The sequence below is a fragment of the Streptomyces sp. NPDC001515 genome (assembly GCF_053597115.1).
This window is the reverse complement of the sequence record NZ_JBSFHN010000034.1, coordinates 20,389-34,477: the sequence shown is the minus strand read 5'-3', so window position 1 is coordinate 34,477 and position 14,089 is coordinate 20,389. Positions and strand designations below refer to the sequence as shown.

General features: G+C 74.4%; 14 protein-coding genes. 10 read left to right on the top strand and 4 right to left on the bottom strand.

From position 1 onward, the window contains the following. The first annotated feature begins 19 nt into the window (after positions 1-19). The 3 genes from hmgA (at position 20) to ACWCXC_RS29530 (ending at position 3,518) form a co-directional block, all read left to right on the top strand. Complete coding sequence (gene hmgA / locus ACWCXC_RS29540) at positions 20-1,339, top strand: homogentisate 1,2-dioxygenase (RefSeq protein ID WP_450683486.1); 1,320 nt, start codon at positions 20-22, stop codon at positions 1,337-1,339. A 68-nt stretch (positions 1,340-1,407) separates the two neighbouring features. After that, positions 1,408-2,193 (top strand): GntR family transcriptional regulator, encoded by a 786-nt coding sequence (locus ACWCXC_RS29535; protein WP_450891029.1) that lies wholly within the window; start codon positions 1,408-1,410, stop codon positions 2,191-2,193. Positions 2,194-2,300: 107 nt separating this feature from the next. Further along, positions 2,301-3,518, top strand: a complete 1,218-nt coding sequence (locus tag ACWCXC_RS29530; RefSeq protein WP_450683488.1) for a type ISP restriction/modification enzyme — start codon at positions 2,301-2,303, stop codon at positions 3,516-3,518. 610 nt (positions 3,519-4,128) lie between these two features. Here ACWCXC_RS29530 and ACWCXC_RS29525 read toward each other — a convergent pair. From ACWCXC_RS29525 to ACWCXC_RS29515, 3 genes are all read right to left on the bottom strand, one after another. Then, complete coding sequence (locus ACWCXC_RS29525; RefSeq protein WP_450683489.1) at positions 4,129-4,737, bottom strand: TetR/AcrR family transcriptional regulator; 609 nt, start codon at positions 4,735-4,737, stop codon at positions 4,129-4,131. Between the two features lie 139 nt (positions 4,738-4,876). After that, positions 4,877-5,140: a hypothetical protein gene (locus tag ACWCXC_RS29520; RefSeq protein ID WP_450683490.1), complete on the bottom strand. Its 264-nt coding sequence runs from the start codon at positions 5,138-5,140 to the stop codon at positions 4,877-4,879. A gap of 186 nt (positions 5,141-5,326) precedes the next feature. Then, the gene (locus tag ACWCXC_RS29515) at positions 5,327-6,136 is read right to left on the bottom strand and encodes an SGNH/GDSL hydrolase family protein (RefSeq protein ID WP_450891028.1); all 810 of its coding nucleotides are present in this window, start codon (positions 6,134-6,136) and stop codon (positions 5,327-5,329) included. A 500-nt stretch (positions 6,137-6,636) separates the two neighbouring features. Between ACWCXC_RS29515 and ACWCXC_RS29510 the strand changes: the two genes are divergently transcribed. The 7 genes from ACWCXC_RS29510 (at position 6,637) to ACWCXC_RS29480 (ending at position 13,726) form a co-directional block, all read left to right on the top strand. Beyond that, positions 6,637-6,861, top strand: a complete 225-nt coding sequence (locus ACWCXC_RS29510; protein WP_383649940.1) for a hypothetical protein — start codon at positions 6,637-6,639, stop codon at positions 6,859-6,861. An 88-nt stretch (positions 6,862-6,949) separates the two neighbouring features. Then, the gene (locus ACWCXC_RS29505) at positions 6,950-9,604 is read left to right on the top strand and encodes an FtsX-like permease family protein (protein WP_450891027.1); all 2,655 of its coding nucleotides are present in this window, start codon (positions 6,950-6,952) and stop codon (positions 9,602-9,604) included. Between the two features lie 5 nt (positions 9,605-9,609). Then, a complete protein-coding gene (locus tag ACWCXC_RS29500) occupies positions 9,610-10,143 on the top strand; it encodes a MauE/DoxX family redox-associated membrane protein (RefSeq protein ID WP_450683493.1) in 534 nt (177 codons plus the stop codon). 13 nt (positions 10,144-10,156) lie between these two features. Continuing rightward, positions 10,157-10,696, top strand: coding sequence for a peroxiredoxin family protein (locus tag ACWCXC_RS29495; RefSeq protein ID WP_450683494.1), 540 nt, complete (start codon positions 10,157-10,159; stop codon positions 10,694-10,696). Then, positions 10,693-12,564 (top strand): ABC transporter ATP-binding protein, encoded by a 1,872-nt coding sequence (locus ACWCXC_RS29490; protein ID WP_450891026.1) that lies wholly within the window; start codon positions 10,693-10,695, stop codon positions 12,562-12,564. The genes ACWCXC_RS29495 and ACWCXC_RS29490 overlap by 4 nt, the downstream gene beginning before the upstream one ends. Continuing rightward, positions 12,561-13,232, top strand: a complete 672-nt coding sequence (locus ACWCXC_RS29485) for an ABC transporter ATP-binding protein (RefSeq protein WP_450683497.1) — start codon at positions 12,561-12,563, stop codon at positions 13,230-13,232. The genes ACWCXC_RS29490 and ACWCXC_RS29485 overlap by 4 nt, the downstream gene beginning before the upstream one ends. Continuing rightward, complete coding sequence (locus ACWCXC_RS29480) at positions 13,229-13,726, top strand: S24/S26 family peptidase (RefSeq protein ID WP_450683498.1); 498 nt, start codon at positions 13,229-13,231, stop codon at positions 13,724-13,726. The genes ACWCXC_RS29485 and ACWCXC_RS29480 overlap by 4 nt, the downstream gene beginning before the upstream one ends. On the opposite strand, the gene ACWCXC_RS29475 is transcribed toward ACWCXC_RS29480, so the two are convergent. Then, complete coding sequence (locus ACWCXC_RS29475) at positions 13,714-14,088, bottom strand: GntR family transcriptional regulator (protein ID WP_450683499.1); 375 nt, start codon at positions 14,086-14,088, stop codon at positions 13,714-13,716. The genes ACWCXC_RS29480 and ACWCXC_RS29475 overlap by 13 nt on opposite strands. Position 14,089 lies beyond the last annotated feature (1 nt).

Genomic DNA, 14,089 nt, shown 5'->3' with positions numbered 1-14,089 from the left:
CTCGGACACGGGAGCGCACATGGGCGGCAACGAGCAGGCCAGGAAGACGGCGGAAGGGCTCGCCTACTCCTCCGGCTTCGGCAACGAGCACAGCTCGGAGGCGGTCCCGGGGGCGCTGCCCCACGGCCGCAACGCCCCGCAGCGCGCCCCCCTCGGGCTCTACGCGGAGCAGCTGAGCGGATCGGCGTTCACCGAGCCCCGGGCCCGCAACCGCCGCTCCTGGCTCTACCGGATCCGCCCCTCGGCCGCCCACCCGGCGTACACCCGGACCGACAACGGCGCGCTGCGCACCGCCCCGTTCACCGAGACCGTCCCCGACCCCAACCGGCTGCGCTGGGACCCGCTCCCGCAGCCCGCGCCCGGTACGGACTTCGTCGCCGGCCTGTGGACGCTCGGGGGCAACGGCGACGCCGCCCAGCGCTCCGGCATGGCCGTGCACCTGTACGCGGCCGACACCTCGATGACCGACCGGGTCTTCGGCGACAGCGACGGCGAGCTGCTGATCGTGCCCGAACAGGGCGGTCTGCTGATCCGCACCGAACTGGGCCTGCTGAGCGCCGCTCCGGGCGAGGTGGCGCTGATCCCGCGCGGGGTCCGCTTCCGGGTGGAGCTGCTGGACGCCACCGCGCGCGGCTATGTCTGCGAGAACTACGGCAGCCCCTTCGTCCTGCCGGACCTCGGCCCGATCGGCGCCAACGGCCTGGCCAACGCCCGCGACTTCCGCGCCCCGGTCGCGGCGTACGAGGACGTGGAGGGCCCGGTCGAGGTGATCAACAAGTACTGCGGCAACCTCTGGTCGGCGACGTACGACCACTCGCCGCTGGACGTCGTCGCCTGGCACGGCAACCACACCCCGTACGTCTACGACCTGCGCCGCTTCAACGTCATCGGGTCGATCAGCTACGACCACCCGGACCCGTCGATCTTCACGGTGCTGACCTCGCCCTCGGACACCCCGGGGCTGGCCGGCGTCGACTTCGTGGTGTTCGCGCCGCGCTGGCTGGTGGGCGAGGACACCTTCCGCCCGCCGTACTTCCACCGCAACGTCATGAGCGAGTACATGGGCCTGATCGAGGGCGCGTACGACGCGAAGAGCGGCGGCTTCGTCCCCGGCGGCGGCTCGCTGCACACCATGATGTCGGCGCACGGCCCGGACCGGGAGACCTTCGAGCGGGCGAGCGCGGCCGAGCTCAAGCCGCAGAAGATCGACGACGGCCTGGCCTTCATGTTCGAGACGCGCTGGCCGATCGTCACCACGGAACGGGCGGCGACGGCCGGCCATCTTCAGCAGGGGTACGACGACGTGTGGCAGGGTCTGAGCCGCAACTTCCGTCCCTGACCGGCGCCGGCGGTGCCCGGACCGCTCCGGGCACCGTCCGGCACGACGACGAAACGCAGGTGACCCAGGTGACGCAGCCCCCTCTCACACCCCCCGCGCCCCAGGGGGCCGCGTTCGCCCCCGACTCCCTGGTGCTCAACCGCAAGCTGCCGCTCTGGTACCAGGTCTCGCAGTCGCTGCGCGCCTCGATACTCGGCCGCACCGCGGACGCCACGCTGCGGCTGCCCACCGAGGAGCAACTGGCCGCGCACTACGGGGTCAGCGTCCTGACCATGCGCCAGGCGCTCAAGGAGCTGGAGGAGGAGGGGCTGATCAGCCGCCACCGGCGGCGCGGCACCTTCATCGAGCCACGCGCCCGGCGCATCTCACCGGTCCGGCTGCTCGGTTCGATCGACGCGATCGTGGCCCAGCAGTCGGGCGAGCGGACCACCCTGCTCGACCACGGCCCCTCCCCCGTGCCGGGCGAGCTGGCGGAGTACTTCCCCGGCTGCCCGGAGGTCGTCGGCTACCGCAGGCTGCGGTGCGACGAGGAGACCGGCGAGCCCACCAACTGGGCGCAGAACTGGCTGCCTCCCCGGACGGCGGCCGGGCTCGACCCCGCCGACCTCGACCGCTGGCCGATGACGAAGGTGCTGCGCGACCGCGTCGGCGTGCCCATCTCCCGGATCACCGACACGGTCGAGGCCCGGCTCGCCGACCCCGTCACCGCCGAACTCCTCCGGGTCCCGCTGCTCAGCCCGATCCTGTACTACACGGGCGTGACGTACGACGAGGGCGGCCGGGTGGTCGACGTGGCGCAGATCCGCTACCGGGGCGACCGCTTCTCCTTCTCGGTGACCGTCGACGCCCACTGAAGCCGGCTCCCGGGCGCACACCGTCCTCGGGCGCCCTGCCGCGAGCCCCGGACGCGCCGTTACGATGCCGGGGAAGGCGGCGCACGGGGCGACGGGGAGGCGACACGGTGGCAGTTCCGGCAGCGGCCGGTCCCGGCCGGGCTCCGCGCGGCCCGCTGCTCGACGATCTGATGCCCTGGTCCGTGCGTCCGCTGCGGACCGGGCGCTCCTGGGTGACCGCCCCGGACGCGGCGTCGCTCCGCGCCCGCTGGGAGCGGCTGGTCACCGCGCCGGAGGCCGAGCGCGAGGAACTGTTCGCGCCCACCCGCGCGCGGACGCCCCGGACGCCGGTGGCCGCGCTGCCCGGCCATTCCACCGGGACCGGCCCCTTCGCCCGCGAGCCGGGCCCGTGCCCCGATCCGGTGCGCATCCTGCACGGCCCGTTCGACGAGCAGTGGCTGCTCCCCGACCACCGGCTGATCGACGAGGCGCGCCCCGAGCTGTGGCGGGTCGCCGACGGCCATCAGCTGTTCCTGGTGGAGCACGGCCGGGTCCCCCGGGACACAGGCCCCGCGGTCTCCGTGACCGCCCTGCTGCCGGACGGCCACTCACCGGCGGGCCGCCCCGGCCGGATCCGCCCGCTGTACCGGCGCCCCGGCGGCATCGAGCCCAATCTCGCCCCGGGGCTGCTCGCCGTGGTGCGCGGCCACCACGGGGAGGCGGTCACCGCCGAGGCCCTCCATGCCTGGATCCTCGCCGCCGCGCGCCCCGCGCCGGACGGCTGTGCCGTACCGCTGCCGAAGGACTCCGAGCGCTGGTGGGCGGGCGTGGAGCTGGGGCGGGAGCTGCGCCGGCTCCAGCTGCGCGGGGCGCGCGGCGGGGAGCGGCCCCGGCTGCCGGGCGGCCGGCGCCCCTACGTCCGGGCGGCGCTGCCGCCGGTTCCGGACGGTCTGGTGTACGACGCCGAGGAGCAGACCCTCTCCGTGGGCACCGGACGGATCGCCCCGGTGCCCGCCGGGGCCTGGGAGTTCCGGGTGGGCGGGGTGCGGATGCTGGAGCTGTGGTTCGGCCGCCGCGCGGCACCGGAGGCGGCGGCCGGGCTGGCCGCCCTGCGCCCGAGGAGCTGGCCGCAGGAGTGGACCTCGGAACTGCTGGAGCTGATCACCCTGCTCGCACTCCTCGCCGAACTGCGTCCCCGGCAGGAGGCGCTGGCCGAGGGGCCGGAGATCGGGGTGCGGGAGCTGCGCGCAGCGGGCGTCCTGCCGGTGCCGGCGGCGGCCCGGCGCCCCGCGTCGGTGCTCGACCACCACGAGGAGGGCCCGGACGGGCAGTTCGCGCTGCTGTGATGCGCCGCCGGCTGGACCTGGCGGCCTGCCTGCCGGCCCGGCCCCCCGGTCCTGTTCCCGGACGAGCCGACCACCGGACTCGATCCGCACAGCCTCAACCGGATCCGGTCGGCGGTCCGGGAGCCGGCGGGCCGGGGCACCACCGTGCTGCTCGCCACGCAGCCTCCCCGGGATCGTCCGCGCGCTGGACACGGCGGGGGCGGCGGTCGTCGACGTCAGTCTGCGGCCCCCACCCTGGACGAGATGTTCCTGCGGCTGGCCGGCCGCGCCGCACCGGGCGAGGAGGCGGCGGCACGAGCCCCGGCGCACCCCTCACCGCCGGCCGGGCCGCACCGGCCGCCGTCGCCCCGAACACCCCGGTCGCGGACGGCCTGGCCGCGCACCCTCGCGGAGGGGAACACGATCAGCGCGCTCGCCGCGGCCGTCCGCGATCTCTGCGGCAACGCGGCCCCGGCGTCCGGCGCCGCCTGGCCGGTCGCCACCCGGTGGCGGGGGCGCTGCTCTGGTCGGCGGTCCTGCTCGCGGTCGCGGTGCCCCTCGCGGTGCGCCGGTACGCACGCGGCGACGCGTAACACCCCGCGCCCCCGCACCTGGAGCCGTCCGCCGGGGTTCAGCCGGTCAGCGCGGCCGGGCGGTCCAGGGCGCCGAGCAGGGAGACGAAGCTCGACTCCAGGAAGGCGCCGAGTTCACCGAGGGCGGCCGGCCCCTCGGACGGCCAGATGGTGACCGCCTCCTCGGCGAAGGCCAGCCAGGCCCGGCTGGCGACGGCCAGCCGGGGCGAGTCCGGCATGCCGAGCCGCCGCTGCCCCTCCTCCACCCGCCGGGCCAGCGCCGTGCGGGTGGACTCGACGATGTCCTCGACGGCCGGGCGGCTGCCGGCGGCGCCGCGCACCAGCGTGAGGTAGACCCGGCGGTGCTCCTTGACGTACGCGGCGAAGCCGGCGATGAAGGCGCGCAGCCAGGCGACCGGTTCGAGCGACGCGTCCGGCTCCGTGGCCGCGGCGAAGTCGTCGCACGCGCGCCGCACGACGGCGCGGTAGAAGTCCCGCTTGGAGTCGAAGTAGTGGAAGAGCAGCCCGCGCGATATGCCGGCGCGGCGCGCCACCTCGTCCGTGGAGAGTTCGTCCAGCGAGCATGCGGCGAGCATGTCCACGCCAATCCCCACCAGCTGCGCCTTACGCTCGTCGGGGCTCAGGCGCGCGGCTCGCTTCTCGGACATGCGCACAGTGTAGAAGTACTTCGGCACCGAATTATTTCGGCACCCCGGAGCGTACCCGGACATGGCTGCGCGCCACTGCTCGCTCCGGGGATGACGGAAGAACGGGCAGCGGCGCGATGCCGGGACCGGTGGCGTCGGGTCAGTGGCGGCTGCCGAAGAGCGAGCGACGCAGTCGCCGCAGCGGCGCGAAGAGCGAGACGCGCGCGCTCCTGCTCCGACGGCTGTGCGCGGCGTCGCGCGAGGTCAGCTCACGCATGAGCATGGTCGCCTCCGCGGACTCTCGCTGCGGGACGACGGGGCCGCCCAGCACCGCGAGATGACGGTCCAGGCGCGAACTGGTCGCACCGCTCCCGCATGTGATCGCAGGCACCCGTGGCCTGCTCCGCACCGTTATCTGTTCCATGTCACTCCCCACCCGTACGAGGGCACCCGGTCCGGGCAGGTTAACCCTATCGTCCCGCACCGACACCCGTGTATCCCGGGCGAAGGATTACGCATCCGGATACGGAGGTTGACGGACCGTCCGCACAGCCGCCCGGTCGGGGGCGGATCAGGACGGTCCGTCGGGTCCGGCCCGGAGCCGGACCGGTCAGTCCAGCGCGTTCAGCACGGGGAGGTAGCCGCCGGACTGGCCGGAGGCGAAGGGGTGGTAGGACTCACCGATGTTGAGCCAGTTGAGGCTGTGCAGCCAGGCGTCTCCGGAGCAGATCTCGTGTCCTGTGAACGTCGAGGTCACGTCGCCGAAGGTGAAGCCGTGGTCGGCGGCCCGCTTGGCGGTGGCGGCGTTGAGGTAGTCGGCGGCGCCGTTGATGGCGGAGCGCACCTTGTCACTCAGACCGACGACACAGCTGCCGCCGATCTTGTAGAAGCGTGGGTAGCCGAGGACGACGACGTGCGCGTTCGGGGCCTTGGCGCGGATCGCGGAGTACACCGTGTTCAGCCGGCCGGGCAGCGTGGAGTCCACGAAGCTCCGGGCGGTGGCGATCCGGTTGAGACAGGTGGACTCCGACTGGAGGACACAGGTCGTCATGACATCGGCGAAGCCCGCGTCGTTGCCGCCGATGGAGATCGAGACGAGGTCGGTCGAGGAGGTGAGCGGGCCGAGCTGCTTGGCGGTCACATCACCGGTGACCGCCCCGGAGCAGGCGGTGAACGCGAAGGAGGAGGGCGCGTGGGCCGCGGCCCAGAGCGAGGGGTATGCCTTGGTGCTGCGCTTGCAGCTGCCGCTCTCGCTGGTGTAGCTGCCGGAGCCGACGCCGGAGGAGTAGGAGTCGCCCAGGGCGACGTAGTCGACCCCCTGCACGGTGGTCGCCGCCTCGGCGGTGGCGGCCCCGGTGAGCGCGACGACGGCACCGAGGAACAGCGAGGACGAGAAGGCCACGAGTCTGGACAATTTCATGGGGGGAACCTCCCTGGGACCGACCAGCAGGATCTCTGCCTACCCAGTGGTAGCAGCAGCGAAGCCCCCTTCGGTAGTGTCCATGCCAAGTCCATCGAATGATGTTCTGTCGACGCCCTTCTGAGATCGCGTCATATCCGGATCCGACCGCACGGCGACGGAATCCGCACGCCCGGATCGGCCGAACCCCTCTCCTCACGAGTCGAGTTGCACCCGATGTGACGTCAACCTGGCTGTCACAGCGGCCACTTGAGTCACCCCACCCTCACAATGTGCCGTGCGTCACATGGGACACCAAGGGTTGCAGCCCCTCCGGGCGGATGGTCTACTCCATTGGTCTATGCCAATGCCCGGCGGACAGGAGTTCTTTCCTGCGGCTCCCGGCGCATCGCGGCGACCCGTGCGCGCCCCCTGGGCCCGACGGCCTCGCCGCGGCCCGAGCCACCGTGCCGGGCCGCTGTTCTCCGACCGAGGCGCACCGACGAGAAGAGGCGAATCCCGTGAAGTTCCTTACGGCACTCGGCGACACCCTGCTCAGCAAGCTGGCGCCCGAAGCCGAGGCGCAGGCCGCCTGTGTCACCTGCGGCACCGGCTGTTCCTCCTACAAGCAGTACAAGTGCGAGCAGGGCATCCGGCAGTTCGCGCGGTGCTGCTACATGGCCAACGGCAGCTCCTGCACCGCGCCGTACTGCGGCGCCTGGAAGTACTGCGGCATCTCCTGCTGACGTACGCCGACTGACCGGCGCGGCCGACCGCTGATCCGCCGCGCCCCGTCCCCATGGATCCCGACGAGGAGGGCCTGTGCTCCGGCTGATGCGGCACCGTCTGCTGAGCCACTGGGCGCGCTCGCTCGCGCTGCTCGTCGGGATCCTGGTGGCCGTCTCCTCGTTCGCCGTGCTGTCCGCCACCACGCGCTCCGCCCGGCTCACCGTCACCGGCACCGTGGCCAAGAGCCGGGGCGCGTACGACCTGCTGATCCGGCCGCCCGGCGCGGCGCAGGAACTGGAGAACGCCCAGGGGCTGATCCGCCCCAACTCGCTCTCCGACGTCTACGGCGGCATCACGCTCGCCCAGCTCGCCGCCGTGCGCCGGGTGCCGGGCGTCGAGGTCGCCGCCCCGCTGGAGGTGCTCGGCTACGCCACCGAACCGGGCGCGGTCGCCGTCGACCTGGCCGGTCTGGTGCCCCGGGGCACCCGCGGCGTCTTCCGGCTCGGCCGGACCTGGCACTACGACCGCGGTCTGTCCGCCCTCGTGCAGCGGCCGCACACCGTGTTCATCACGCCGTACCCGCTGGAGACCGTGCCCGGCCCTCCGGTGTCCCGGCAGGAGGCGGACGGCAAGGCCCAGTACCTGACGGACCGCTACTTCGAGGTGCTGCCCTCCGGGAGGCGCCGCGAGGTGTGCGAGGGCGGGCTCCGCGCCGAGGAGCAGTCCACCGGGCTCAGCGCCGCCGTCACCTGTCTGTCCTGGTCCGGGGTGACCGCACGCGGCGAGCGGCCCCCGCCCGGCGACTCCGGCCCCCGCACCCGGGTCGTCTTCGCCTTCCCCGTCACCTACCTCGTCGCGGGCGTCGACCCGGAGGCCGAGTCCGCGCTCTTCGGGCTGGCCGGGGCGGTGACCGAGGGCCGCTATCTGCCCTCCGCCGCGCCCCGGACCGTGCCCGCCGGACCGGACGAGGTGCCCGGGGCGGTCCTGCCCGTCCTGCGGTCCTCCCGTACCGCCGGGGACCTGGAGGTGGAGGTCACCCTCACCCGCGAGGGCGCGAAGCGCCCGCTGCTGGACAAGCGGTTCGACGCCGCGTCCCGGCAGCGCGAGCAACGCTCCGGCGAACAGCTCGCCGTCGGACTCGGCTCGCTCCGGGCCACCGGGCCCGTCTCCTACGACGCCGGGCCGGACGGCACCGTACGGCCCCGGTCGGTGCCCCACCCCGACAAGGCGGCCACCCTGCTGCCGCTGGACGGGCAGGACGTCTGGTTCCGCTCGCTGGTGCCGCAGGGCGAACAGGGCGAGCGCCCCTCGGCGCTGCCGGAGGTGGTCGGAACGTTCGACCCCGAACGGCTGCCGGAGTTCGACGCCGGGAGCCGGCTGCCGCTCGGCACCTACGCGCAGCCCGCGCTCACCGGGGCCGACGCCCGGTCCCGGGAACTGCTCGGCGGTCAGCCCCTGCGTCCCGCCTCCTCCCCCACCTCGTACATCCAGCAGCCGCCGATGCTGCTGACCTCGACGGCGGCCGCGCGCTGGCTCGGCGACCACGGCTATCTGACGTCCGGACAGGCGGCCGCGCCCGTCTCGGCGATCCGGGTCAAGGTGGCCGGGGTGACCGGCGCGGACGCGGTCTCCCGGGAGCGCGTGCGGCAGGCCGCCGAGTCCATCGGGCGGATCACCGGGCTGCGGGTGGACATCACGCTCGGCTCGTCCCCGACCCCGCTCACCGTCGCCCTGCCCGCCGGCACCAACGGCCGGCCCGCGCTGGCGCTCACCGAGTGGTGGAGCAGGAAGAACGTGGCCGAGCGGATCATCCGGGCCTCCGACACCAAGTCGCTGGTCCTGCTCGCGCTGGTGCTGGTGGTCTGTGTGCTCTTCGTCGGGAACGCGGCGGCCTCCTCGGTCCGGTCCCGCCGGTCCGAACTGGGCCTGCTCGCGGCCGTGGGGTGGCGGCGGCGCCATCTGTTCGGCCTGGTCCTGGGCGAACTGCTGCTGCTCGGCACGGCGGCCGGGGTGCTCGGGGCGGCCGTGGCCTGGGGCGCCTCGCGCGCCCTCGGGGTGGACGCCCCGGCCGGACACCTGCTGGCCGCCGTTCCCGTGGCGCTGGCCGTCGCGGCCGCCGCCGGCGCGGTCCCGGCCTGGCTGGCCTCCCGGGTGCCGCCCGCCACCGCGCTGCGCCCGGCGCTCGCCACCGGCGGCCGGCCCCGGATCTCCGCCGGGGTGACCGGACTCGCCCTCGCGGGCGCGGTCCGGGCCAGGGGGCGGAGTCTGCTGGGGGCCGCCGCCGTGGCGACGGCGTCGGGGGCGGCGCTGGTCCTGCTGGCGGCGGCCTACGCCTTCGAGGGGACGCTCGCCGGTTCGCTGCTCGGCGAGACCATCTCCGTGCAGGTCCGGGCGACCGATGTGGCCGCGGTGGTGACGATGGCGGTGCTGTCCGTCGTGGCCGTGGGCGACGTGATGTATCTGGGCGTCCAGGAACGGGCCGCCGAATTCGCCCTGCTGCGGGCGGTCGGCTGGGGCGACGCGGCCGTCACCCGGCTGGTGCTGCTGGAGGGCACGCTCATCGGGCTGGCGGGCGCGCTCGGCGGGGTGCTGCTCGGCGGGGCCGCGGCGCTCCGGCTGTCGCCCGGCGGCTGGACGGACCTCGTCCCCGCGGCCTGCGCCGTGGTCGCCGCGGGCACCCTGCTCTCCGCCGCCGCCGGCCTCGTCCCCGTACTGATCCAGCGGCGGCACCCCACCGCCCGGCTGCTGGCGGAGGAGTGAACGCGATGGACTACGCGGTACTGACGGTGTGCTGGGCGCTCGCGGGGGTCCTCCTGGTCTCCGCCCTCGCCAAGGCACGGGCCTTCCCGGACACCCTGGAGATGGTGCGCCGGCTCCTGGCACGGGCGGGCCGGCCCCTCGCGCGGCGGTGCGCCCGGCCCGCCGCGCTGCTGCTGGTCGCCGTCGAGGCCGCCACCGGTCTCGCGCTGCTGGGCCCCCGGCAGACCGCCGGCCCCGGTCTCGTCGCCGCCGCCGTCCTCACCGCGGGCTTCACCGCCCTCGCCGTCCTGGCGACGGCGGCGCGCACCGAGGTGCGCTGCGCCTGCTTCGGCCGGCCCACGGCCCGGCTCGGCCGGCGCCATGTGGTGCGCAACGGCTTCCTGCTGGCCCTGGCCTGCCTGGGCTGCTGGGGCCCGGACGCGGCCGGGCTCGCCCCGGCGGCCGTACCGGCGCTCGTCATCTGCGCGACGGCCGCCGTGGTCGTCACGGCGGTGACCGCCTTCTACGACGACATCGTCGATCTGCTGAAGATCTCATGAAAGAGGAATGGGCATGATCTATCTGACCGCCGCACTCGTGCTCGTGGGAGCCGTCACCGTACTCAACCTGCTGCTGACCCTCGCGGTCGTCCGGCGGCTGCGCCGCCAGGAAACCGAGCGGCGGCAGCCCTTCGGCACGATCGACTCCGGCCCCGAGACCGGGGCGGCCCTCCCGGACTTCACGGCCGCCACGGTCGCGGGCGGGACGGTCACCGCGGCGTCCCTGAAGGGCCGCCAGGGGGCGCTGACCTTCCTCTCCACGGACTGCTCCGCCTGCACCATGGCGGTGGCCGACCTGCCCGAGTTCGCCCGGCGCACCGGCATGGACGCCACGCAGATGGTCGTGGTGATCGCCGGGGACGCGGAGGACGCGCACCGCATGGCCGAGCCGCTGGCCGGGATCGCGACCGTGGTCGTCGAGGAGACCGCGGGCCCGCTCTCCACGCTGTACTCGATCGAGGCGACGCCGACCACCGTGCTGACCGACCCCGACGGCACGGTCACCTACGCCCAGGCCGGCACCAACCCGGTGCTGGAAGGCCTCCCGGCGTGAGCGCGGGCCAGGAGTCCGCCGTCCACCGGCTGGGCGGTCCGCGCGGACTGGTCACCGGAGCGGGCGCGGCGCTGGCCCTGACCTGGCGGGCGGGGCCGGCCGCCTTCGTCTGCCAGGTCCTGCTGACGGTGGTGCAGGGGCTGCTGCCCGCCGGGGTCACCCTGCTCACCAAGTGGCTCTTCGACTCCGTGCAGTACGGCCGGACGCCCGGCGGCGCCGCGCCGATGACCCTGGTGGCGGGGCTCGGCCTGTGCGGCACCCTGCTGGCGGTCCTCCCGTACGCCTCGGACTACGCCAAGTCCCGGCTGCGCCGCGGGATCGCCTACCGGGCGCAGAAGGAGCTGTACGGGAAGGTGGAGGGGTTCGTCGGGCTGTCCCGCTTCGAGGACCCGGAGTTCCTGGACCGGCTGCGGCTGGCCCAGGACTCGGCGACCGGCGCGCCCGACCAGATCACCACCGCCCTGTTCGGGCTGGTGCAGCAGGCCACGGCCGTGACGGGGCTCGCCGTGGTGCTCTCCGCGATCTCGCCCTGGCTGACGGTGTTCACCGTGGCGGCGGCGCTCCCGGCCCTGTTCGTGCAGGTGTCGCTCAGCCGGCGGCAGGCCCGGATGATGTGGACGATCAGCCCCCGCAACCGCCGCCAGCTCTTCTACCAGAGCATGATGCTGGACCTGGCCGCCGTGAAGGAGATCCGGCTGTTCGGCGCCGGGGGCTTCCTCCTCGGCCGGATGAACGCGGAGACCCGGGACATCAACGCGGCGGAGGAGCGGCTCGACCGCCGGGTCCTGGCCTTCCAGACGCCGACCACCGCGCTGGGCGCGGTCATCGCCGCCTGCGGGCTCGCCTGGATGATCCACGGGGCGCAGTCCGGGCGGTTCGGGGCCGGTGACGTCTCGGCCTTCCTCGGCGCCTCCGCCGGGGTCCAGGGGGTGCTGAACTCCTCGATCCTCCATGTCACCAGCGGCTACCAGGCCCTGCTGACCTTCCGTCACTATGTCGACATACGGCGGCTGCCCACCGACCTCCCGGTCCCGCCCGAGCCGCTGCCCGTGGCGCCGCTGCGCGACCGCATCGAACTGGACGACGTCTGGTTCCGGTACGGGGAGGACGGGCCGTGGGTGCTGCGCGGGGTGAGCCTGACGCTGCGACGCGGCGAGTCGGTCGCGCTGGTGGGGCTCAACGGCGCGGGCAAGAGCACCCTGGTCAAGCTGTTGTGCCGGCTGTACGACCCGACGCGGGGCGCGGTCCGCTGGGACGGCACGGACATCCGCGCCATGGACCCGGCCCTGCTCAGGGAGCGGATCAGCGCGGTGTTCCAGGACCGGGTGGCGTACGACCTGTCGGTGAGGGACAACATCGCGATGGGCGATCTGCGCCATCTCGACGACGCGGAGCGCATCGCCGGGGCCGCGCGCCGGGCGGACGCGCACGACTTCGTCTCCCGGCTGCCGCGCGGCTACGACACGATGCTGTCCCGGATCTTCCCGGACGCCGACGAGGAGGATCCGGACGCGGTGGGCGTCACGCTGTCGGGCGGTCAGTGGCAGCGCCTCGCGCTGGCGCGGGCCATGCTCCGGGAGGGCCGCGACCTGCTCGTCCTGGACGAACCGAGCGCCGGACTCGACGCGGCGGCCGAGCAGCGGCTGCACGAGCGGCTGCGCGCCCACCGCGCGGGGACGACGAGTCTGCTGATCTCGCACCGGCTGGGCACCGTGCGCCGCGCCGACCGCATCGTGGTCCTGGAGGACGGCCGGATACGGGAGTGCGGCAGCCATGACGAACTGATGGACCTGAAGGGCGAGTACGCGAGACTCTTCACCCTTCAGGCGTCCGGATACGCGCGGGAGGACAGGGAGGTGGAGGTGTGAGCACCGCGATGATCGAGGTGGACTCCCTGCACAAGACGTACGGGGCCGGCACGGGCAGCCCGGTCCGCGCCTGCGACGGGGTGGACCTGGAGATCGGCCGGGGCGAGTTCGTCGCGCTCACCGGGCCCTCGGGGTCGGGCAAGTCGACGCTGCTGTATCTGCTGGGCGCGCTCGACCGGCCCGACGCGGGGACGATCGACGTCGACGGGGAGCGCGTCACCTCGATGAACCGGGCGGAACTGGCGGCCTACCGGCGCCGGGTGGGGTTCGTCTTCCAGCGCTTCCATCTGCTGCCCGCGCTGACCGCCCTGGACAACGTCATCGCTCCGGTCCTGCCCTTCCGGGTGGACTTCGACCGGCGGGCCCGCGCCCGTGAGCTGCTGGCATCGGTGGGGCTGGAGGGCCGGGAGCAGGCGCTGCCCTCGAAGCTGTCGGGCGGTCAGCAGCAGCGGGTGGCCGTCGCCCGTGCGCTGATCGGCGGTCCCCGGCTGATCCTCGCGGACGAGCCGACGGGCAATCTGGACTCGCGGTCCGGCGAGGAGGTGCTGGACCTGCTGACCGGTCTGCGGGAGCGGACGGGCGTCACGGTGGTGCTGGCCACCCACGACGCCCACGTCGTGGAGCGCTGCGACCGGGTGGTCCGGGTGCGGGACGGCCGGGTCTCGTGACCGCGGCGGTCCTGGGCGGGGTGGCCGGCTGCCTGCTCGCGGCGGGGCTGGCCGCCTGGTGGGTGCGGTACGCGTACGTCGCCGTGACGGTGCGCGGCCACAGCATGATGCCGACGCTGCGGCCGGGCACCCGGGTGCTGATCCGGCGCGGGACGCGCGGTGTGCGCAGGGACGGCATCGTCGTGGTCGCCTGCCCCGAGCCGGACACCGCGTGGCGGGGGAAGGCGCCGGTCGGCCGGGACCTGGCGGCGACCGAGTGGTACATCAAACGGGCGGTCGCGCTGGCGGGCGAGCCGTTCGCCGGCGCCCCGGTGCCTCCCGGCTTCCTGGCGGTGGTCGGGGACAGCCCGCACAGCGAGGACTCCCGGCGGTACGGGCCCTGCCCGCTGGACCAGGTCCTCGGTTCGGTGGTGCGCACCCTGGGCGGCCCGCCGGCGGCGGTCCGGGGCACGGCCGAGGAGCCCGGGGAGCCGGCGGGCCGTCACTCCGGGTAGACGGCCCGGATCGCGTCCCGGGCGAGTTCCAGGGCGCGTTCCCTCGACAGGCCCAGCCGGTGGGCGTCCTCGGCGTAGGTGCGGGCCGCGGTGCCCGCGCGGCGTTCGGCGGCGTCCCCGGCGGCGGCGACGAAGGTCCCGTTGCGGCCCCGGGTCTCGATCACCCCGTCCGCCTCCAGCGCCCGGTAGGCCTTGGCGACGGTGTTCGCGGCGAGGCCCAGTTCCTCGGCGAAGCCGCGTACGGTCGGCAGCCGGTGGCCGACCGGCAGTGCGCCGGAACGGGCCAGTTCGGAGATCTGGGTGCGCAGTTGCTCGTACGGGGCGGCGTCCGCGTCCGGGTCGACGGAGATCTTGGGAGTCACG

Bases quoted from the DNA above. Each gene is read 5' to 3' on its own strand.
- hmgA (WP_450683486.1), top strand. From the start codon at position 20: ATGGGCGGCAACGAGCAGGCCAGGAAGACGGCGGAAGGGCTCGCCTAC.
- ACWCXC_RS29525 (WP_450683489.1), bottom strand. From the start codon at position 4,737: ATGTCCGAGAAGCGAGCCGCGCGCCTGAGCCCCGACGAGCGTAAGGCG.
- ACWCXC_RS29520 (WP_450683490.1), bottom strand. From the start codon at position 5,140: ATGGAACAGATAACGGTGCGGAGCAGGCCACGGGTGCCTGCGATCACA.
- ACWCXC_RS29515 (WP_450891028.1), bottom strand. From the start codon at position 6,136: ATGAAATTGTCCAGACTCGTGGCCTTCTCGTCCTCGCTGTTCCTCGGT.
- ACWCXC_RS29505 (WP_450891027.1), top strand. From the start codon at position 6,950: ATGCGGCACCGTCTGCTGAGCCACTGGGCGCGCTCGCTCGCGCTGCTC.
- ACWCXC_RS29500 (WP_450683493.1), top strand. From the start codon at position 9,610: ATGGACTACGCGGTACTGACGGTGTGCTGGGCGCTCGCGGGGGTCCTC.
- ACWCXC_RS29495 (WP_450683494.1), top strand. From the start codon at position 10,157: ATGATCTATCTGACCGCCGCACTCGTGCTCGTGGGAGCCGTCACCGTA.